The sequence below is a fragment of the Nocardioides sp. CFH 31398 genome (assembly GCF_022436705.1).
Taxonomy (GTDB): Bacteria; Actinomycetota; Actinomycetes; order Propionibacteriales; family Nocardioidaceae; genus Nocardioides.
Window position 1 is genome coordinate 60,887 of the sequence record NZ_JAKUHT010000021.1, and the last position, 18,599, is coordinate 79,485.

The window sequence follows — 18,599 nt, forward strand, 5'->3', positions numbered from 1 at the left end:
CTGCGACGTCCCGGGCCACGCGCGGTCATGACTCAGGCGCCGCCGTCGGCTCCGCCGTCCTGCACGCCCGGGGTGCCCGAGGCGCCGCCGTCGGCCGGACCCTCGGCGCCACCGTCGGCGCCGCCGTCCTGCACGCCCGGGGTGCCCGAGGCGCCGCCGTCAGCGGGGCCCTCGGCGCCACCGTCGGCGCCGCCGTCCTGCACGCCCGGGGTGCCCGAGGCGCCGCCGTCGGCCGGACCCTCGGTCCCGCTGTCGTCGGAAGTGGTGATGTCGTCGTCCTGCACGGTGCGACCTCCTGGTCATCGGTTCGACGGCGCCGTCCGGCGCCGCCCTTGCGGTACCCGCTGATCGGCACCATAGGCCTGACCGGAATCCGGTGGACCCGACCTCCGCGGACCGGGCACGCTGCGTTTCGTGGACGACCCGGCACCTCCCAACCTGGCGCTGTGGGACGAGCGCGCACCCGCACACGCCGCCTCCCCCGACTACGGCGTCCGACGCTTCGCGGACGACCCCTCGTTCCTCTCCGACGTCGTCCGGTTCGACCGGGAGCGCCTCGGTGACCTCACAGGGCTCGACGTCGTCCACCTGCAGTGCCACATCGGCACGGACACCGTGTCGCTCTCCCGGCTCGGCGGGCGCGTCACGGGCCTGGACTTCTCGCCCGCCTCGATCGAGCAGGCGCGGCGGGTGGCCGAGGGTGCCGGGGCCGACGTCCGCTTCGTCGTCAGCGACGTCCACGACGCCGTCGAGGCCCTCGGCGCGACCTACGACCTCGTCTACACCGGCATCGGGGCCCTGTGCTGGGTGCCGCGCATCGACCGGTGGGCGGAGGTCGTCGCGTCCCTGCTGCGGCCCGGTGGCCGGCTGCACCTGCGCGAGGGCCACCCCGTGCTGTGGGCGATGGACCAGGACCGCACCGACGGCCGGCTCGAGCTCGTCGTCCCGTACTTCGAGCACGACGAGCCGACGGTGTGGGACGAGCCCGGCACGTACGTCGACTCCGACGTGGAGTTCGTCCACACCCGCTCGGAGGAGTGGAACCACGGGCTCGGGGAGATCGTCACCGCGCTGCTCGACGTGGGACTCGAGATCACCGGCCTGGTCGAGCACCGCAGCGTGCCGTGGAAGGCGCTGCCGTCGATGGTCGACCTCGGCGACGGCGAGTTCGCCCTGCCCGGCGACGACCTGCGCGCGCCCATGACCTACACCCTCACCGCCCGCCGCCCCGGCTGAGCGCCCGGTCGGCGACCGCCCCGGCGGACCACCGCGACCGCGCTGCAACGCCTGCAGGCCGGCCGTGCGGTCGTACCGAGGTCCACGCGAGGGGGACCTCGCCGTCGGTGCCGGGCCCGTCGATCAGGGCCACGTGACGCCGGGTCGTGCCCGCCGCCGAGCCTGGCCAACCGTCGGTGGGCGGTGCCACGCTGGGCGCCCGCCCACCCGAGGAGGCGAGCACGCGTGGCCACCACCGACCACGAGGCGACGTACGGCGTCGCCACCGCGACGCGGCGGCTGGCCGCGGAGATGTTCGCCGGGCTCTCCGACGAGCAGTGGCGGACCCCGAGCCTGTGCGGCGGGTGGACGGTCCGGGAGGTGGCCGCCCACCTGGCCGAGCCGCTGGAGACGGGGATGTCGACCGTCGGGCTGCTGGTCGGGATCGTCCGGGCCCGTGGGTCGCTCGACCGGATGGTCGACACCAGCGCCCGGCGCTACGCCGCCGCCCGCACCCCCGCGCAGCTGGTGCGGACCCTCCGCGAGCGGGCCGACGAGCGGCTCGACCCGCCGGTGATCGGTCCGCACGGGCCGATGAGCGACAGCCTCATCCACCTCCGCGACGCCGCGCGACCCCTCGGCGCGGGGGCGAACCCACCACCGGAGCACTGGCGCCACGTCCTCGACTTCCTCACCGACCCCCAGGCGGTGACGAAGGGGTTCTCCACACCCGCCGCCCGGAAGGGCCTGCGGCTGGTCGCCACCGACCAGGACTGGACGCACGGCGACGGGGCCGAGCTGACCGGCCCCTCCGAGGCGCTGACGATGGCGCTGACCGGGCGGGCGGTGGCGCTCGACGACCTGTCGGGCGCCGGCGTCGACGTGCTGCGGTCGCGTCTGGCCTGAGGTCCCGCTCCCCCGGCCGTCACCCGCTGGCCCGGCGGCGCGGGGCGGTCTACCCTGCCGGGACCCCGCCCCACCCGACGGCGAGCGGGACGGGACCGGGAGACGGGGGTGCCATGCCCGGCACGAGCACGGCCCGGCGCGCCCGTGGGCTCTACGACCTCGCACGCCGCCAGGTGGCCTCGGCCATCGCCGGCCGGGGGCCGGAGCAGTCCCCGGAGCGACGCGCGGCCGACGCCGCGGCGTACTGGCGCGCAGGTGACGACGAGCGCTGGAGCAGCAACTCCCACTTCCGGGACTCGGAGGCGTTCTCGGACGCCGGCTCGCTGTGGGAGCGCATGGGGCGTGAGCACCTGGACCTGGTGCGCACGGCCGCCCGGGCCGCCGGGTGGACCTGGGACGCGCCCCGCGTCGTCGACTGGGGCTGCGGCGGCGGGGCCAACGCGGCCGCCGTCGCGCCTCACGCCGGTGAGCTCGTGCTGGTCGACCTGTCCGCCCGCACCCTGGCCGAGGCGGCGGCCCAGGTCGCCGCTGTCGCGGACGTCCCCACCACCCAGGTCGTCGTGGACGTCGACGCCCCGGAGGCCGCGCTCGACCGGGTCGCGGGCTGCGACCTCTTCCTGTGCTTCTACGTGCTCGAGCTGGTGCCCAGCCAGGAGCACGGCGCCCGCATCCTCCGCGTCGCCGCCGAGGCCCTGGCCCCCGGCGGCATGGCGGTCCTGCAGTTCAAGTACGACGACGGCCGCCCCACGAGCCGCCCGCACCGTCGCGACTACGTCCGCCACCTCGCCGACATGACGACGTACGGCATCGCCGACTTCTGGACGCTCGTCGAGGCGTGCGGGTTGCGCCCGGTGCTGGTGACACTGGTGCCCGAGAACGAGCTGGACCAGCGCTACGGCTACCTGGCCGCGGTCAAGCCGTAGTGCCCGCGGCCTGCTCGTCCCAGGTCAGCACGTACGGCGTCGTCGTGGTCACCGCGAGCAGGCCGGACCGCTCGAGGATCGGTCGCGACATCGGCGTCGAGTCGCTGTGCAGCAGCCGCAGCCCCTGGTCCAGGGCGGAGCGCGCCCTCACCGCGGTGAGGGCGCGGTAGATCCCGCGGCCCCGCCACTCCGGGCGCACGGCGCCGCCCCAGACGCCGGCCACGTCGGTGCCCGGCACGGGCTCGAGGCGACCGGTGCCGACGATCGTCCGGTCGGCCTCGGCGACCCACAGCTCCGCACCGTCGTCGAGCGCCAGCCGGGAGAGCGCCGCCTGCGCCGTCCGGTCGGACGGCGGTCGCCCGAACACCTGGTCCTGCATCGCGGCCGTCGCTCGGACGTCGTCCTCCGTCGTCACGCGACGCAGCACCACCCCCGCGGGCAGCGGGACGTCGACGGCGAGGACGGCGGCCTCCCCCAGCATCACCGTCTCCTCGGGCCCGGCGACGAAGCCGGCGCCCAGCAGCGCCTCGTGCAGCCCGGGGGCCGCGTCGTGCCCGCGGGTCTTCCACTCGGCCACGGCCAGGCCGGCCTCCGCGCGCAGGCGGGTGAGGTGGCCGACGGCGGAGACCACCAGCGCGCGGACGGCGTCCGCGTCGGCACCGCCGAGGTCCCGGTAGGTCACGAGCGCCCTGTCCCCGGGGAACGTCGCGAGCAGCAGCGGGCCGTGCCGCTCCACCGACAGCGCGCCCGCCGTCTCCGCGTCGGTGCGCAGCCGGTCGTCGTACGCGGCGAGCAGCGGGGCGCGATCGGTCACGGGGGGACGCTCCCAGATCGGATGGTCGCGCACGAGACGCGCCCGGGTGGGGGAACCGGCCCGCGTCCTGAGGAGTGGAACACCCGGCAGCGGGCACACGGACCGATGAGCACCCTCCGCGTCGGCCTCGTCGCCGACCCCGACGCCCCCACCGAGGTCGCCCGTCGGTTCCACCGGGACCAGGAGGCCGCCGAGGAGCGCCGGGGCTGGGGCACGGAGGTGGTCAGCGAGCCGTTCACCGAGGCGCGCGAGGACGCCGACGCGGCGTTCGGACGCCTCACCGACCTCGCACGCGAGCACGGGTGGGACCGGGTGGTCGGGGTGACCGAGCTCCCGCTGCACGGCGACGACGGCGAGTACCTGCTGGTCGAGACCGACGCCGACGGGCACGCCGCCATGCTGTCGCTGCCCGCGGTCGGGGGGCTCCGCGTGCAGGCCCGCAGCAACCGCGCGCTGCGCGACCTCGTGGAGGACATGACCGACGGCGGGACGGAGGTCGACGCCCGGGTGCCGCTGCCCCGACGCTCGGGCAGGGGGCGGGTCCTCCTGGGCATGGTGCTCGCGAACCGGCCGTGGCTCCTCGTGCCGGGCCTGAAGTCGGCCCTCGTGGCCGCTCTCACCACGGGCGCCATCGCCACCGTCAACTCGACCGTGTGGCTCCTGGCCGGGTCGCTGTCCCCGTGGCGCCTCGTCGTCGCCACCGTCGCCTCCATCGCGCTCGTCGTGGGCTGGCTCGTCATCGACGGCGAGCTCTGGGACCGCCCGGACGACGGGTCCCACCGCGCCCGGGAGAGGTCGCGGCTCTACAACCTCTCGACGCTGCTGACCCTCACCGCGGGCGCCGTCATCTGCTACGTCGCGCTCTACCTGCTGAACCTGCTGTGCGCGCTGTTCGTGCTCGACCCCGACGTCGTCGGCGGGTACCTGCGAATGCGCTCCGACTACGGCGACGTGTTCGTGCTGACCTGGTTCGTGGCCTCGGCGGCCACCGTCGGCGGCGCCCTGGGCAGCGGCCTGGAGTCGGACCGCGCAATCCGGGCCGCGGCCTACTCCAAGCGGGAGGAGGACCGCCGCCAGCGGCTCGCGGAGGTCACTGGCCGAGGTTCGTGACCAGGTTGATGGCCACCGCCATCACCCCGGTGCCGAACGCGTAGGAGAGCAGGGCGTGGCCGAGGGCCACCCTGCGGATGCGCGTGGCCGTCGGCTCGGTCTCCGACACGGCGAACGACATCCCGACGGTGAAGGCCAGGTAGGCGAAGTCGCCGTACGTCGGTGGGTCCTCCTGCTTGAAGTCGATGCCGCGCGCATCGGGCTCGTCGACGTAGTAGAGGCGGGCGTACTTGAAGGCGTAGACCGTGTTCACCAGGGCCCACGACAGCGCGACGCTGAGCACGCTCAGGATGACGGAGGCGACGGAGGCGGGCGTCCTGCTCGAGCCGGACTGCACCAGGGCCTGCACGACCACCGCCAGGCTCACCACGGCCGCCGCGATCAGCCACACGTCGGTCGACCGGGTCTCGCTCTCCTGCTCGGCCAGGCGCTTGGTCCCGGCGTGCCCGAGCGGCCAGCTCTTGTGCCACACCCAGGCGAGCAGCACGGTCGCCGTCACGGTCCAGGTGACCAGCGGCAGCAGCGTCGGGGTCGAGACCAGGGCGACCCCGACGCCCGCGGCCAGCCCCACGGCCAGGCTGAGCAGCGCCCGCCGCGGGGACAGCAACCGGTCCTGGTCGCGCCCGTGGTCCGACCCGTGGTCCGACCCGTGGTCCGACCCGGGGTCCGACCCGGGGTCCGGGCCGGTGGCCGGTCCGGTGCCCGGTCCCGTGCCCGGTCCCGTGTCCACGTCGCCCCCTACCGACGTGCCCGCCTGCGCCTGAGGAGCGAGTACGCCCCGGCGAGGCCGAGCAGCCAGGGCCAGCCGACGATCAGGGGGTCCATCCAGTGGTGCTTGACGTCGGCGCGGCCGTGTCCGAGGCGTGAGCTCAGGCCGTGGCGGGTGAGCTCCGCCTTCACCCCGGTCTCAGTGAGGGGGTTGTCGGGTCGCAGGGTGAGGAGGGACAGCGCCGCACTGCCGAACGCGTCGACCCGGTCGCCCGCCATCAGCAGGAGCCAGTGCGCGGCCTGGCCCTCGCTGTACCGGGCGTAGGCGAGCCTCCGGACGGCCCCGGACACCCCGCGCGGCGGGCAGGTGGTGCCGAAGACCGGCGGCAGCTGGGTGTGCTCGACCGACCGCTCCCGCGGGTAGGTCTCGGGCTGGCGCTGCGGGACCCCGCGGTGGGTGCCCGCGAGCGACTCGTCGAGCTGCTCCCGCGGCACCGACGGCCGGTCGGCATGGTCGAGGTCGGCACCCCACCCGGGGATGCGGGCCCGCAGCGTGTCGCTGTCGGGGGCGAGCGGGGGCTTGTGAGGCGTGTAGGGCATGAGGGTCTCCTTCGGTCTCAGACGGCGCCGGGGACGACGATCGGCTTGACGCAGCCGTCGAGCTTGGCCGAGAACATGTGGTAGCCCTCGGCGATGTGCTCGAGCGGGATGCGGTGGGTGATGACGTCGCTGGGCTTGAAGTAGCCGGCGCGCAGGTGCTCGAGCAGGCGGGGCCACTGCCGCTTCACGGGGCACTGGTTCATGCGCAGGGTCAGCCCCTTGTTCATGGCGTCGCCGAGCTTGACGGCGCTGAACAGCGGTCCGTAGGCGCCGATGACCGAGACCGTCCCGCCCTTGCGGACCGTGTCGATCGCCCAGTTCACCGCCACGGGCGAGCCGCCCTGCAGCTTGAGCTTCGCCGAGGTCACGTGCTGCAGCACCGCCCCGTCGGCCTCGGCCCCGACCGCGTCGATGACGACGTCCGCGCCGAGCCCGTCCGTCAGGTGCTTCAGGTGGCGCACCACGTCGCCGTGCTCGGTGAAGCTGACCGTCTCCGCGTGCGCGAAGGTGCGTGCCTTCTCCAGCCGGTAGTCGAGGTGGTCGACCACGATGACGCGGCCGGCGCCCATGAGCCACGCGGACCGTGCCGCGAACAGTCCCACCGGTCCCGACCCGAACACCACGACCACGTCGCCCTCGTCGATCTCCCCCAGCTGGGCCCCGAAGTAGCCCGTGGGCAGGGCGTCGGTGCACAGCACCGCGTCGTCGTCGTCGAGCCAGTCGGGGATGATCGAGGGCCCGACGTCCGCGAAGGGCACGCGCACGTACTCCGCCTGCCCGCCGTCGTACCCGCCGCAGGTGTGGGAGTAGCCGTAGATGCCGCCCACGGCCGTCGCGTTGGGGTTGACGTTGTGGCAGTTCGAGTAGAGGCCGCGGGCGCAGAAGAAGCACGTCCCGCAGAACACGTTGAACGGCACCATGACCCGGTCACCGGGCTGCAGGTTCTGCACCGACGAACCCACCTCGTGGACCTCGCCGATGAACTCGTGGCCGAACGTGTGCCCGACCCGGGTGTCCGGCATCATCCCGTGGTAGAGGTGCAGGTCGGAGCCGCAGATCGCCGCCCGGGTCACCCGGACGATCGCGTCACCGGGGTGCTCGACCACCGGGACGTCCTTCTCCTCGACGCGAACCCGGTAGGGCCCGCGGTAGACCATGGCGCGCATCGGCGTCCTCCCCGAGGTCGCATCGAGCACGGCCGCTGCTGCGGCCGCCCCGGTGGGTCCGGGGGCACGACCTCGTGCTGGTCCCATCCCAGCCCTGCCGGGTCCTGCTCGGTATCGGCAGATCTACCGACTCGACCGCCCGCGACCGGTGGGTATGGCACCCACCGGGGCGGGTACCAGTGCCCACTTCGGACGAGCGCCCGCTCGAAGCCCGTCCGGAGCCTGCTCCGAGCACCGTGTGAGGAGCCGCCGTGCGTGGACAGCCACCCGTCGAGGGGATGCTCGAGGTCGCCGCCTCCGCCGTCCCTCTGCTCGAGCGGGCGCAGGGGCTCGTCGACGCGCTCGACCGCTTCGTGTGCGCCGACGCCGTGTGGCTGGCGGTGTCCGACCCGGCGTCGACGGTCTACGCGACCGTGGGGAGCACCGGCCTCGACTCCACCGCGCTGTCGGGCCTGGACCATCCGAGGGTGGCGGAAGAGATCCAGGACGCCGGGCTCGACCGCGACCGACCGCCGGTCAGCGTGTCGCAGCTCCCGATCGCCGTCGAGGAGCTGCCCACGTGGGCGGAGTGCCTGATCCCCGCCGGCTTCCGCGAGGGCCTCGCCGTGCCCCTGAGCGAGCCGGGCGGGCCCTACCTGGGGATGCTGTGCCTGCTGTCGTCGACGCGGGGGCCCTCACCCGCGGGGCTGCGCGCGTCCATGGCGCAGGTGGCGCCCGTCGTCGCCAGCGGCGTGTCCTCGTCGCGGTCGCTGCAGGACACCGCGAGCCTGGTGCGCGGCGCCACCTCGGGGGTCGTGCTCCTCCGTGACGGCAGCGCCTACCCCCTGCCGGGGCTGCCGGACCAGGCGCTCGCCGCGCGTGACCCCGCCGTCGTCCGGGTCGCGCGGGAGACGCTCCTCGCCGGGCGGCTCCACCGGTCCTTCCTGTGGCCCTGCCCGGACGCCGGTGGGAGCACCGTCCACGTCCGGTTGACGGCCCTGGCAGCCGCGGACGTGCCCGCCTACGTGCTGGGCACGCTGCTGCTCGCCCCCGCGGACGACACCCGCGGGCTCACGGCGCGCGAGCTCGTGGTCCTGGGCCTGGTCGTGGACGGCTGGTCGAACCAGCAGATCGCCCACCGGCTCGCCATCACCCCGCGGACCGTCGCCACGCACGTGGAGCACATCCTGCACAAGCTGCAGGTGCCGACCCGGACGATGGCGGCGGTCATCGCGGAGCGGGAGGGCTGCTACGTGCCTGCCTGCCTCCCCGACGCCGCGACGCCCACGGGGACCCCGCCCGCTCGTCCCCGGCAGGCGGACGGGCGCCCCCGCCCGGGGGCCTCACGCGGCTCGTGAGGTGCTCGGCCGTCGCCTCCCTCGTCGCCTCCCCCGTCGCCGCGCACCGACGGCGTCCACCCTCACGCGCGCCAGTGGGAGGGGGTCGTCACGTCACCCGACCAGAGGTACACGGCCAGCAGCGGCCGCGAGGCGGTCCGCATCGCGTGCGCCTGCCAGGGCCGGTGGTGCAGCGGCGAGCCGGCGGGCCGGGCGCGGTACGACGTCGCGTCGTCGTCCAGCCAGTCGGCGTCCCCGAGGGGCAGGTAGACCTCGTCGGCGGGGTGGTGGTGCGGCGGGTAGTGGACGTCGCGGCCGAGCAGGAGGAGCCCCACGCTGACCCCCGACGTCGTCGGCTCGCCGTCAGGGGCCGCCCCGCCGTCGGGCGGGCCGACGAGCGTCGCGTGGGCGTAGCCGTCGAGGAAGCCCGGGGACGGTGGGTGGAGGAGGTAGTCGGCGGTCTGCGTCCACGCCGCGGCCGGGGCGAGCCGCCGCACGAGCTCCACCAGCCCCGCGTCGACACCCGCGGCGGGCTCGCAGGCCTCCGGCAGCTGGTCGAGGACGGCGAGGTCCCCCCGCCCCCCACCCGGCGGGAGGACGGCGTCCCGCTCCACGGCGTCCAGCAGGTCGGCGTGGGCGCCGAGGCCCTGGCGCCGCAGGACCGCCCCCAGCGCGCGGGCGAGGGCGACGACGTCCGTCACCTCGGTCACCGGTCCTCGATCAGACGTTGAAGCGGAACTCCACGACGTCCCCGTCGGCCATGACGTAGTCCTTGCCCTCGATGCGGACCTTGCCGGCCTCCTTGGCCTTCTGCATCGAGCCGGCGGCCACGAGGTCGTCGTAGGAGACCACCTCGGCCTTGATGAAGCCCTTCTCGAAGTCGGTGTGGATGACGCCGGCGGCCTGGGGCGCGGTGGCGCCCTTGCGGACCGTCCACGCGCGCGACTCCTTCGGGCCCGCGGTGAGGTAGGTCTGCAGGCCGAGGGTGTCGAAGCCGACGCGGGCCAGCACGTCGAGGCCCGGCTCGTCGACGCCCACCTCGGCGAGCATCGCGCGGGCCTCCTCGTCGTCGCCGAGCTCGACCAGCTCGGCCTCGAACTTGGCGTCGAGGAAGATGGCCTCCGCGGGGGCGACGAGGTCGCGCATCCGCTGCTTGAGCTCCTCGTCCGCGAGCTCGTCGGCGTCGCAGTTGAAGACGTAGAGGAACGGCTTGGCGGTGAGCAGCTGGAGCTCGCGGACGTGCTCGGCGTCGACCGTGCCGGCCGCGACGAGGTCGTACGCCGGCGTGCCGGCCTCGAGGGCCTCCTGCACCCGCTTCGCGGCGGCGACGTACGGCGCGAGCTCCTTCTTGCCCTTCGCCTCCTTCTCCAGGCGGGGCACGGCCTTCTCGACCGTCTGCAGGTCGGCCAGGACGAGCTCCGTGGAGATCGTGGAGATGTCCGAGGAGGGGTCGACCCTGCCGTCGACGTGGGTGACGTCCTCGTCGCGGAAGACGCGCGTGACCTGGCAGATCGCGGCGGACTCGCGGATGTGGGCGAGGAACTTGTTGCCCAGGCCCTCGCCCTGCGAGGCGCCGGCGACGATGCCGGCGATGTCGACGAACTCGACGGTCGCGGGCAGCACCTTCGCCGACGAGAAGAGCTCCGCCAGCACCGGCAGCCGCTCGTCGGGGACCCCCACGACGCCGACGTTCGGCTCGATCGTCGCGAACGGGTAGTTCGCCGCGAGCACGTCGTTCTTGGTCAGGGCGTTGAAGAGGGTCGACTTGCCCGCGTTGGGCAGTCCGACGATGCCGATGGTGAGAGCCACGGAACGTCAGCCTACGGCCGTCCGCGCCCCGCCCACGAACCCGCGGTCGCGACCGGGGCCGTGTGCGAGGCTCGTCGTGTGCCCGAGCCGACGACCGAGCCGACGACCCAGCCGACCGCCGTCCTGCGCGAGCCGACGAACCTGGTGTCGCCCCGCGCGGTGTCGTACTGGCGTCTGTCCTCCGGGGTCGGCACCGGCGTGGCCTGGATCGCCGTCGCGCTCACCTGGTTCCTGTGGGACCCCCGGCCGTGGTGGGCCTCGGCGCTGCTGCTGCTCGCCGCGGTGGCGGCCGTCGTCCCGACGGTCGTCATGCCGCCGGTCCGCTACCGCATCCACCGCTGGGACGTCACCGACGTCGCCGTCCACACCCGCTCCGGCTGGATCACCCGGGAGGAGCGCATCGCGCCCCTGTCGCGGGTGCAGACGGTGGACTCGACCCAGGGCGCACTGATGCGGTTGTACGGGCTGCGGTCGCTGACGGTCACCACCGCCTCCGCCGCGGGACCCATCACCATCGACTGCCTCGACGCCGACGTCGCCACCGACCTCGTCGCCCACCTCACCGCCGTCACCGGTGCGGAGCGGGGCGACGCCACGTGACGCAGCCGCCGCCGGAACCGCCGTACGCCGAGCAGCCGCCGTACGCCGGGCAGCCGCCGTACGCCGGGCAGCCGCAGGCGGCCGAGGCGGAGTGGCAGCGGATGGACGTCCGCTACCTCGTGGTGGGTCCGTTCGCGGCGGCGCGGCAGTTCATCGTCCCCGCCGGCGCCGCGGCGATCGGCCTCGGGAGCACCGGCAGCCCGTGGGCGCTGCTCGCGCTGCCGGTCTTCGTGCTCGCCTCCGCGCTGCTCGGCGCCGTCCCGTGGCTGACCACCTACTTCCGGGTGACCCCGACGGCGTTCGAGGTGCGCCGCGGCCTGCTGAACAGGACCCGTCTCACCGCGCCGCTCGACCGGGTGCGCAGCGTCGACCTCGAGGCCTCGCTCGTGAGCCGCGTCCTCGGGCTGACGAAGGTCTCGGTCGGCACCGGCGTCGACGACACCCGCATCGAGCTCGAGGGCATCGCGAAGGACGACGGGGAGAGCCTCCGCCGCTTCCTGCTGACGCGCAGCCGGGAGGCCGCCGCCCCCGCTGCCCCCACCGGAATCGCCGGAACCGCCGGAACCGCCGCGGCGGAGCCGTCGGTGACGTCCTCGCCGTACGGCGCCCCGCCGCCGTCCGCCGCCGACCCCGAGCCGGTCGAGCTGGCGCGGATCGACTGGTCCTGGCTGCGGTTCGCCCCGCTCAGCCTCGCCCGGCTCGCCGTCGTCGCGGGTGCGTTCGGGTTCCTGTCCCAGTTCGTCAACGACATCCCGGTGTGGGAGACCCGGACCGCGCAGGACGCCTACGCCTACGTCGCGGCGCAGGCGCTGGCCGTCGTCCTCGTCGTCGCGGCGGTCGTCGCCCTGGTCGCATGGGTCGTCATCGCGGTCGCCGCGTTCGTCGTCCAGTGGTGGAACCTGCGGCTGGTCCGCGACGGGGACAACCTGCGGCTGACCGCCGGGTTGTTCACCACCCGCTCGACGAGCGTGGACGAGAAGCGCGTGCGGGGCGTGAGGCTGACCGAGCCCCTGCTGATGCGGCCCGCCGGCGGCGCGGAGCTCGCGACGCTCGCGACGGGCGTCGGCGAGGGAGGGACGACGACCGTCCTGCCGCCGTGCCCGCGCGAGGTCGCCGTCCGGGTCGGCGAGGACGTGCTCGGGTCCCCCGCCGACCACCCGCTGACGGTCGACCTGGCGCCGCACGGACGACCGGCCCGGCGCCGGCAGCACGTGGAGCAGCAGCTCGGGTCGCTGGTGCTCGCCGTGGTCGCCGCGATCGCCGTCGGGGCCGTCCCGTGGGACCTCCCGTGGTGGCTGCCCCTCGTCGTCCTCGCTGTCGCCTCGGCGCTCGGCGTCGTGGTCGCCGAGGCGCAGTACCGCAACCTCGGCCACCGGCTCACCGCCGACCACCTCGTCGTGGTCGGCCCGAGCGTCGTGCGGCGTCGCGAGGTGCTCGAGTCCGACGGCATCATCGGCTGGGTCGTCCAGCAGTCCTTCTTCCAGCGCCGCCTCGGCCTCGCCACGCTCGTCGCCACCACCGCCGCCGGCGGCGAGAAGGTGGTCGTCGTCGACCTCGCCCTGCCCGTCGCCGTCGGCCTCGCCCACGCCGCCACCCCCGGCGTCCTCGACGAGTTCCTGGCGGCCTGAGCCCCGCCGGCGCGCCCACCGGCCATGTAACGCGGAGCTACGGCTTGTTCACCAGCCACGGGCGGGTGTCGCGAGCACCACAGCCCCGCGGCGGATGCGGCGTCGTCGGCCGCGGGCCCGGACCTAGGGTGGTGCGGTGCGCCTGGTCACCTGGAACGTCAACTCGCTCCGCTCCCGCATCGACCGTGTCGAGGCGCTGCTCGCCCGCCACGACGTCGACGTCCTCGCGCTGCAGGAGACGAAGGCGAAGGAGGAGCAGCTCCCACTGATGGGGCTGCAGGCCGCCGGCTACGAGGTCGCCGCCGCCGGCACGAACCAGTGGAACGGCGTCGCGATCATCTCCCGGGTCGGGCTGGACGACGTCCAGGTCGGCTTCGACGGCATGCCCGGGTGGGGCGAGCCCGAGGCGCCCGAGTCCCGCGCGATCGGCGCGACCTGCGGTGGCGTCCGGGTGTGGTCGCTGTACGTCCCGAACGGGCGCAAGCCGGACGACCCGCACTACGTCTACAAGCTGGCGTGGCTCTCCGCGCTGCGGACGGCGGCCGCGTCGTGGCTCGACGTCCCGGCGGTGATGGTCGGCGACTGGAACGTGTGCCCCACCGACGACGACGTCTTCGACGTGAAGCAGTTCGCGAAGTCGACCCACGTGACGCCGCCCGAGCGGGAGGCGTTCGCCGCGTTCGCGGACGACGGGTGGCGCGAGGTCACCCGCGCCCACGACCCGGGCTACACCTACTGGGACTACTACCGGCAGCGCTTCGAGCGCGACCGCGGCCTGAAGATCGACTTCGCCTACGCCTCGCCGTCCCTGGCCGAACGCGTCACCGGCGCGTTCGTCGACCGCGACGAGCGCGACCCCGCCCAGGGCGCGGGCAGCCCGTCGGACCACGCACCGGTCGTGGTGGACCTGGCGGACTGACGCCCTGGCGCGGTCAGCGGCTCGCCAGGCCGCCCGCGGCGACGTGCGCCTCGGCCAGCGTCGAGGCCGGGCCGGCAAGCTCCTCGCGGGCTCGGTCGAGCCACAGGGCGGCGGTCCCGGCGGCCGCGGGGGCGTCCCCGGCGAACGGCCCGTCGACCGCGCGGAGCGCCGCCACCACCTCCGGCCGTCGCAGCGAGGCGCCCAGCCGCGCCAGCCTGGCGTCGAGGACGGCGAGGTCCTGGCGCAGGGCGGCGACCTCCGCGTTGACGTCGAGCGGGGCGGGGGTCTCGCGGCGGCGAGGGGCGCGGGCGGGGCGGCCGGTGCGGCTGAGGCCGAGGAGCGTCACGGGTCCAGCCTGACGCTCGCCCGCGTGCAGGGGAAGCGACTCTTCCTGACCGGTCGGTGAAGCCGCGCTGAACCCCTCAGGCGCCGGCCTCGACCATGAGCACCCCGCCCGCGATGAGGACGACGCCGCACAGCATCGGCGCGGTCAGCGGCTCGGCGAACAGCACCCGCCCGAGCAGCGCGGTGAGCGCGACGCCCGACGCCGCCCACACGCCGTACGCGACGCCGACGGGCAGGCCGCGCGCCAGCACCTGGCCGAGCAGGACGAACCCCACGAGGTAGCCGGCGACGGCGGCCGCGCCCCAGCGCCTGTCGCGGAAGCCCTCGGAGGCGCGGAGCGCGAGCGTGGCCGCGACCTCGGCGACGACGGCGCAGGCGAGCAGGACCCAGGTCATGCGGGCCCGCCCGTCGCCTCGGCCCGGGTCGGCCGTGTCGCCCGGTGGGACCCGACCTCCACCAGCAGCACGCCGACGACGATGACCGCGATCCCCGCGACCCGCAGCGGGCCGAGCCGCTCGTCGTAGACGACCGCCGCGGCGAGCGCGGTGAGGACGACGCCACCGGCGGCCCACACGCCGTACGCCAGGCCGACGGCCATGCCGCCCCGCAGGCAGACCGACAGCAGGACCAGCGCGACGGCGTAGCCCGCGGCGGTCACGGCGTACAACCACGGCAGGCCCTCGCCCGCCGCCTTCAGGCAGAGGGTGGAGACGACCTCGACCCCGATGGCGAGCGCCAGCAGACCCCGGAGCCTCATGACGACAGCGAACCAGTCGTGCCGCGACGCGGGTCGCGCGGGCTGCTAGGAAGTGCCATGCCCTCGCTGCGCACCCCGCACGACGCCGACCGCGCCTCGCTCGCCCGCCTGCCGAAGAAGGACCTGCTCCAGCGCGCGCGGACGCGGCGGATCGAGGGCCGGTCCGAGATGACCAAGGCCCAGCTCATCGAGGCGCTGCTCGACCGCGACGACCAGCCGTCCTCGCGCCGGACGGCGTCGAACCACGACGTCACCACCGCCGGCCAGGGGGCGCACCCGGCGGCGTCCAGGGTCGAGGCGTTCACGCGGCTGGCCGAGGCGCGGGCGCGCGGCGAGATGGTGTTCCTGCCCCGGCAGCTCAGCGGCGCGGAGCGTCGGACCCACGTGCGGCAGACGATCCGCGAGGACCACCAGACCCGCATCGCCGACCACAACGAGGAGGCGCGGGCGAAGTTCGACAAGCTCGCCGGGTCGACGTACTCGTTCTTCCGCGGCACCTGCCTGCTGTTCTACCGCGACCTCGCCGGGGAGGACGCGTGGATGCCCACCGTGCTCACCCTCGGCGACGTGCACCCGGAGAACTTCGGGGTGATGCCGAGCGTGGACGACGTCCCGATCTTCGGCGTCGACGACTTCGACGAGGCCTACTACGCGCCGTTCACCTGGGACCTCAAGCGTGGCGCCGTCGGCTTCATCCTCGCCGCCGAGGAGATCGGCGGGCACGGGCCGAAGCGGCAGGCGAAGATCGTCGAGGCCTTCGTGCACGGCTACGTCGACGGGGTGCGGCAGTACGCCCGCGAGCAGGACGAGCGGACCTCGCAGATCCGGCTCGACAACGCCCCGCCCCTCATCGCGGGGCTCATCGAGGACGCGATGGAGGACCGGTCGGCGTGGCTGGCGCGGAAGTACCACGACGAGTACAGGCAGGGCTTCCGCGCGGACGACGAGCACGTGCCCGTCAGCTCGCGCCGCGAGGAGTTCCAGGCCGCGCTCGACGCCTACGTGCGGTCCAACGACATCGACGTGCCGCAGGACCGCACCCCGGGGATGAGGGTCAAGGACGTCTGCATGCGACTGGGCCAGGGCACCGCGTCGCTCGGGCTGCCGCGCTACTACCTGATGATCGAGGGGCCGCTCGCCGACGGCAGCGACGACGTCCTGCTCGAGTTCAAGCAGGCTCGGCGTTCGGCGCTCGACGGCCTGGTGCCGCCGTCGCCGTACGTCGTGGACGGCTACGCCGAGCGCATCACCCACGCCCAGGGCGTGCACCTCGTCGACGGCGACCGCTTCTACGGGGCGGCACGGCTCGACGGCATGAGCTTCATGGTGCGTGAGCGGGCGCCGTACCGGGACTCGATCGACCTCGCGGACCTGTCCAAGTCCGAGTGGTGCGACTACGCCGACATCTGCGGCCGCACGCTCGCCCAGTCGCACGCGCTGAGCGACGAGTCGGGCCTGATCGACCACGACGCCGAGCCGGAGATCCTCGCCGCGATCGGGCCCGTGCCGCTGTTCGTGGACGACGTCCTGCGGTTCGCGCAGGAGGCGGCCGACCGCGTCCGGACCGACCACGCGCACTTCCGCGCCGACCACGCCCTGGAGGCGTTCACCGCGATCGACCACGTCTACCGCTGACCCCCGGCCGGCGTCGGAAGCCCTGGCCGTCCTTCGTGGTTGAGGCGGGCATGGTGACCCTCGGAAGCTCCGACCTCGACGTCCGCCCGCTCGCGCTCGGCGCCAACCCCTTCGGCTGGACGATCGACGAGCCGACCTCGCACCGCGTGCTCGACGCGTTCGTCGACGGCGGCGGCGACCTCGTCGACACCTCCGACTCCTACGGCGACGGCAACGGCGAGTCCGAGTCGTTCATCGGCTCCTGGCTCGAGCGGACCGGTCGTCGCGACGACGTCGTGCTGGCGACCAAGATCGGCAGCAGCCGCATGCGCCCGGGCCTCGCCGCCGACAACGTGGCCGCCGGCGTCGAGGAGTCGCTGCGCCGGCTGCGCACCGACCACGTCGACCTGCTCTGGGCGCACTTCGACGACGCCGACACCCCGCTCGGCGAGACCCTCGCCGCCTTCCAGGCCCTCGTGGACGCCGGGAAGGTCCGCGAGGTCGGGATCTCGAACTACTCCCCCGCCCGCATCCGTGAGTGGTTCGGACTCGTGCAGGCCAACGGCTGGCGGGCCCCGGTGGCGCTGCAGCCGGAGTACAGCCTGCTGCGCCGCGCCGACTACGAGACCGAGCGGCTCGACCTCGCCCGTGAGCACTCCCTCGGCGTCGTGCCCTACTGGGTGCTGGCCAGCGGCCTGCTCACCGGCAAGTACCGCACCCGCGAGGACGTCACCGGGCCCCGCCAGAGCCTCGTGTCCGGCTACGCCGAGGACGACGCCGCCTTCGACGTCGTCGCCGTGCTCCGCGAGGTCGCCGAGGCCCACGACGTCGAGCCCGCCTCCGTGGCGCTCGCGTGGGTGCGCGGCCGCGAGGGCGTCGTCGCCCCGATCGCCAGCGCCAGCCGCCCCGAGCAGGTCGGCCCGCTCCTGGCGTCGACGACGCTGGAGCTGACCGAGGAGGAGACCGCACGGCTCACGGAGGCGTCTGACACGGTGGGCCGGTGAGCTACGACGTCACCGCAGTCCGCGACCTCTTCCCCTCCCTGGCCGACGGGACGGCGTACTTCGACGGGCCCGGCGGCTCGCAGGTGCCGACGCCCGTCGCCGCGGCCGTCGCCGGGACGCTGACCGCCGGCCTCGCGAACCGCGGCAGCGTCACCGCCGCCGAGCAGCGCGCCGACGCCGTGGTGTCGATGTGCCGCCGCGCGATGGCCGACCTGCTCGGCGCCGACCGTCGAGGCATCGTGTTCGGCCGCTCCATGACGCAGCTGACGTTCGACGTCTCCCGGACGCTCGCGCAGGGCTGGGGGCCCGGTGACGAGGTCGTCGTGACCCGGCTCGACCACGACGCGAACATCCGACCGTGGGTCATCGCCGCCGAGCGCGCCGGGGCGAGGGTGCGGTGGCTCGGCTTCGACCCCGTCACCGCCGAGCTGGACGACGTCGGCCCGCTGCTGAACGAGCGGACCCGGCTGGTCGCGGTCACGGCGGCGTCGAACCTGTTCGGCACCCGGCCCGACGTCCCGGCGATCACCGCCGCCGCGCACGCGGTCGGGGCGCTCACCTACGTGGACGCCGTCCACCTCGTGCCGCACGCCCCGGTCGACAAGACCGCGCTGGGCGCGGACTTCCTGGCCTGCTCGCCGTACAAGTTCCTCGGCCCGCACTGCGGCGTGCTCGCCGCCGACCCGGAGCTCCTCGAGACCCTGCACCCCGACAAGCTCCTGCCGAGCACGGACGCCGTGCCGGAGCGCTTCGAGCTCGGGACGCTGCCCTACGAGCTGATGGCCGGCACGACCGCGGCCGTCGACGTCCTCACCCGCCTGGGGTTGGAGGCGATCGAGGCCCACGAGGACGCCCTGCTCACCCGCCTGCTCGACGGCCTCGCCGCGATCGACGGCGTCACCGTCCACGGGTCGCCGAAGCGGCGGACGCCGACGGTGCTGCTCTCCGTCGCCGGGCGCGAGCACGCCGACGTCCACCGCGCGCTCGCGGCGCGGCGGATCAACGCCCCGGCGGCCAGCTTCTACGCCCTCGAGGCCTCCCGGCACGCCGGTCTCGGCGACGCCGGTGGTCTGCGGGTCGGGCTCGCGCCGTACACGAACGACGACGAGATCGACCGCCTGCTCGCCGCGCTGTCCGAGATCGCCGCGGGAGCCGACGCCTGAGC

The 18,599-nt window shown here is 74.6% G+C and carries 21 protein-coding genes; 11 read left to right on the plus strand and 10 right to left on the minus strand.

All coding sequences use genetic code 11. The features are described 5' to 3' along the window. Positions 1-32: 32 nt before the first annotated feature. Positions 33-284 carry a hypothetical protein gene (locus MJ876_RS16240; RefSeq protein WP_240237979.1) on the minus strand — a complete coding sequence of 84 codons (252 nt, stop codon included), beginning with the start codon at positions 282-284 and terminating at the stop codon, positions 33-35. A 130-nt stretch (positions 285-414) separates the two neighbouring features. Between MJ876_RS16240 and MJ876_RS16245 the strand changes: the two genes are divergently transcribed. The 3 genes from MJ876_RS16245 to MJ876_RS16255 all read left to right on the plus strand — a co-directional run bounded on the left by MJ876_RS16245 (position 415) and on the right by MJ876_RS16255 (position 3,044). After that, positions 415-1,236 carry a class I SAM-dependent methyltransferase gene (locus MJ876_RS16245; RefSeq protein WP_240237866.1) on the plus strand — a complete coding sequence of 274 codons (822 nt, stop codon included), beginning with the start codon at positions 415-417 and terminating at the stop codon, positions 1,234-1,236. A gap of 225 nt (positions 1,237-1,461) precedes the next feature. Next, positions 1,462-2,121 (plus strand): maleylpyruvate isomerase family mycothiol-dependent enzyme, encoded by a 660-nt coding sequence (locus tag MJ876_RS16250; RefSeq protein WP_240237868.1) that lies wholly within the window; start codon positions 1,462-1,464, stop codon positions 2,119-2,121. A 113-nt stretch (positions 2,122-2,234) separates the two neighbouring features. Then, a complete protein-coding gene (locus tag MJ876_RS16255) occupies positions 2,235-3,044 on the plus strand; it encodes a methyltransferase (RefSeq protein WP_240237870.1) in 810 nt (269 codons plus the stop codon). On the opposite strand, the gene MJ876_RS16260 is transcribed toward MJ876_RS16255, so the two are convergent. Further along, entirely contained in the window at positions 3,034-3,858 is an 825-nt protein-coding gene (locus MJ876_RS16260; protein ID WP_240237872.1) for a GNAT family N-acetyltransferase, read from the minus strand. The genes MJ876_RS16255 and MJ876_RS16260 overlap by 11 nt on opposite strands. Positions 3,859-3,963: 105 nt before the next feature. Here MJ876_RS16260 and MJ876_RS16265 point away from each other — a divergent pair, with 105 nt between their 5' ends. After that, the gene (locus tag MJ876_RS16265; protein WP_240237874.1) at positions 3,964-4,968 is read left to right on the plus strand and encodes a hypothetical protein; all 1,005 of its coding nucleotides are present in this window, start codon (positions 3,964-3,966) and stop codon (positions 4,966-4,968) included. On the opposite strand, the gene MJ876_RS16270 is transcribed toward MJ876_RS16265, so the two are convergent. The 3 genes from MJ876_RS16270 to MJ876_RS16280 are packed head-to-tail and all read right to left on the minus strand — an operon-like array spanning position 4,949 to position 7,442. Next, positions 4,949-5,698 carry a DUF1345 domain-containing protein gene (locus MJ876_RS16270; RefSeq protein ID WP_240237876.1) on the minus strand — a complete coding sequence of 250 codons (750 nt, stop codon included), beginning with the start codon at positions 5,696-5,698 and terminating at the stop codon, positions 4,949-4,951. The genes MJ876_RS16265 and MJ876_RS16270 overlap by 20 nt on opposite strands. 8 nt (positions 5,699-5,706) lie before the next feature. Then, the gene (locus MJ876_RS16275; RefSeq protein ID WP_240237878.1) at positions 5,707-6,276 is read right to left on the minus strand and encodes a hypothetical protein; all 570 of its coding nucleotides are present in this window, start codon (positions 6,274-6,276) and stop codon (positions 5,707-5,709) included. A gap of 17 nt (positions 6,277-6,293) precedes the next feature. Further along, a complete protein-coding gene (locus MJ876_RS16280) occupies positions 6,294-7,442 on the minus strand; it encodes a zinc-dependent alcohol dehydrogenase (protein WP_240237880.1) in 1,149 nt (382 codons plus the stop codon). 251 nt (positions 7,443-7,693) lie between these two features. Here MJ876_RS16280 and MJ876_RS16285 point away from each other — a divergent pair, with 251 nt between their 5' ends. Beyond that, complete coding sequence (locus MJ876_RS16285) at positions 7,694-8,779, plus strand: LuxR C-terminal-related transcriptional regulator (protein ID WP_240237882.1); 1,086 nt, start codon at positions 7,694-7,696, stop codon at positions 8,777-8,779. A gap of 62 nt (positions 8,780-8,841) precedes the next feature. On the opposite strand, the gene MJ876_RS16290 is transcribed toward MJ876_RS16285, so the two are convergent. Further along, positions 8,842-9,468, minus strand: a complete 627-nt coding sequence (locus MJ876_RS16290) for a dimethylsulfonioproprionate lyase family protein (protein ID WP_240237884.1) — start codon at positions 9,466-9,468, stop codon at positions 8,842-8,844. 10 nt (positions 9,469-9,478) lie between these two features. After that, entirely contained in the window at positions 9,479-10,567 is a 1,089-nt protein-coding gene (gene ychF / locus MJ876_RS16295; RefSeq protein ID WP_240237887.1) for a redox-regulated ATPase YchF, read from the minus strand. 78 nt (positions 10,568-10,645) lie between these two features. On the opposite strand from ychF, the gene MJ876_RS16300 reads away from it, so the two are divergent. From MJ876_RS16300 to MJ876_RS16310, 3 genes are all read left to right on the plus strand, one after another. Then, positions 10,646-11,167 carry a PH domain-containing protein gene (locus tag MJ876_RS16300; protein ID WP_240237889.1) on the plus strand — a complete coding sequence of 174 codons (522 nt, stop codon included), beginning with the start codon at positions 10,646-10,648 and terminating at the stop codon, positions 11,165-11,167. Then, complete coding sequence (locus tag MJ876_RS16305; protein ID WP_240237890.1) at positions 11,164-12,795, plus strand: PH domain-containing protein; 1,632 nt, start codon at positions 11,164-11,166, stop codon at positions 12,793-12,795. Before MJ876_RS16300 ends, MJ876_RS16305 begins: the two co-directional genes overlap by 4 nt. Before the next feature lie 136 nt (positions 12,796-12,931). Continuing rightward, on the plus strand, positions 12,932-13,714 hold the full coding sequence (locus MJ876_RS16310) for an exodeoxyribonuclease III (RefSeq protein WP_240237891.1): 783 nt from the start codon (positions 12,932-12,934) through the stop codon (positions 13,712-13,714). Between the two features lie 13 nt (positions 13,715-13,727). On the opposite strand, the gene MJ876_RS16315 is transcribed toward MJ876_RS16310, so the two are convergent. The 3 genes from MJ876_RS16315 to MJ876_RS16325 all read right to left on the minus strand — a co-directional run bounded on the left by MJ876_RS16315 (position 13,728) and on the right by MJ876_RS16325 (position 14,816). After that, positions 13,728-14,060, minus strand: coding sequence for a hypothetical protein (locus tag MJ876_RS16315; protein ID WP_240237892.1), 333 nt, complete (start codon positions 14,058-14,060; stop codon positions 13,728-13,730). Positions 14,061-14,136: 76 nt separating this feature from the next. After that, positions 14,137-14,454 (minus strand): multidrug efflux SMR transporter, encoded by a 318-nt coding sequence (locus tag MJ876_RS16320; RefSeq protein WP_240237893.1) that lies wholly within the window; start codon positions 14,452-14,454, stop codon positions 14,137-14,139. Beyond that, positions 14,451-14,816, minus strand: coding sequence for a multidrug efflux SMR transporter (locus MJ876_RS16325; protein ID WP_240237894.1), 366 nt, complete (start codon positions 14,814-14,816; stop codon positions 14,451-14,453). Before MJ876_RS16325 ends, MJ876_RS16320 begins: the two co-directional genes overlap by 4 nt. A 57-nt stretch (positions 14,817-14,873) precedes the next feature. Here MJ876_RS16325 and MJ876_RS16330 point away from each other — a divergent pair, with 57 nt between their 5' ends. From MJ876_RS16330 to MJ876_RS16340, 3 genes are read left to right on the plus strand one after another with little or no spacing between them, the layout of a single operon-like run. Next, entirely contained in the window at positions 14,874-16,451 is a 1,578-nt protein-coding gene (locus MJ876_RS16330; RefSeq protein ID WP_240237895.1) for a DUF2252 family protein, read from the plus strand. 50 nt (positions 16,452-16,501) lie between these two features. After that, complete coding sequence (locus MJ876_RS16335; RefSeq protein WP_240237897.1) at positions 16,502-17,434, plus strand: aldo/keto reductase; 933 nt, start codon at positions 16,502-16,504, stop codon at positions 17,432-17,434. Further along, positions 17,431-18,597 carry a cysteine desulfurase-like protein gene (locus MJ876_RS16340; protein WP_240237899.1) on the plus strand — a complete coding sequence of 389 codons (1,167 nt, stop codon included), beginning with the start codon at positions 17,431-17,433 and terminating at the stop codon, positions 18,595-18,597. The genes MJ876_RS16335 and MJ876_RS16340 overlap by 4 nt, the downstream gene beginning before the upstream one ends. Positions 18,598-18,599: the final 2 nt, after the last annotated feature.

Coding starts and splice junctions, on each gene's coding strand:
- MJ876_RS16335 (WP_240237897.1), top strand. CDS start 16,502: ATGGTGACCCTCGGAAGCTCCGACCTCGACGTCCGCCCGCTCGCGCTC.
- MJ876_RS16280 (WP_240237880.1), bottom strand. CDS start 7,442: ATGCGCGCCATGGTCTACCGCGGGCCCTACCGGGTTCGCGTCGAGGAG.
- MJ876_RS16330 (WP_240237895.1), top strand. CDS start 14,874: ATGCCCTCGCTGCGCACCCCGCACGACGCCGACCGCGCCTCGCTCGCC.
- MJ876_RS16255 (WP_240237870.1), top strand. CDS start 2,235: ATGCCCGGCACGAGCACGGCCCGGCGCGCCCGTGGGCTCTACGACCTC.
- MJ876_RS16265 (WP_240237874.1), top strand. CDS start 3,964: ATGAGCACCCTCCGCGTCGGCCTCGTCGCCGACCCCGACGCCCCCACC.
- MJ876_RS16275 (WP_240237878.1), bottom strand. CDS start 6,276: ATGCCCTACACGCCTCACAAGCCCCCGCTCGCCCCCGACAGCGACACG.
- MJ876_RS16325 (WP_240237894.1), bottom strand. CDS start 14,816: ATGAGGCTCCGGGGTCTGCTGGCGCTCGCCATCGGGGTCGAGGTCGTC.
- MJ876_RS16320 (WP_240237893.1), bottom strand. CDS start 14,454: ATGACCTGGGTCCTGCTCGCCTGCGCCGTCGTCGCCGAGGTCGCGGCC.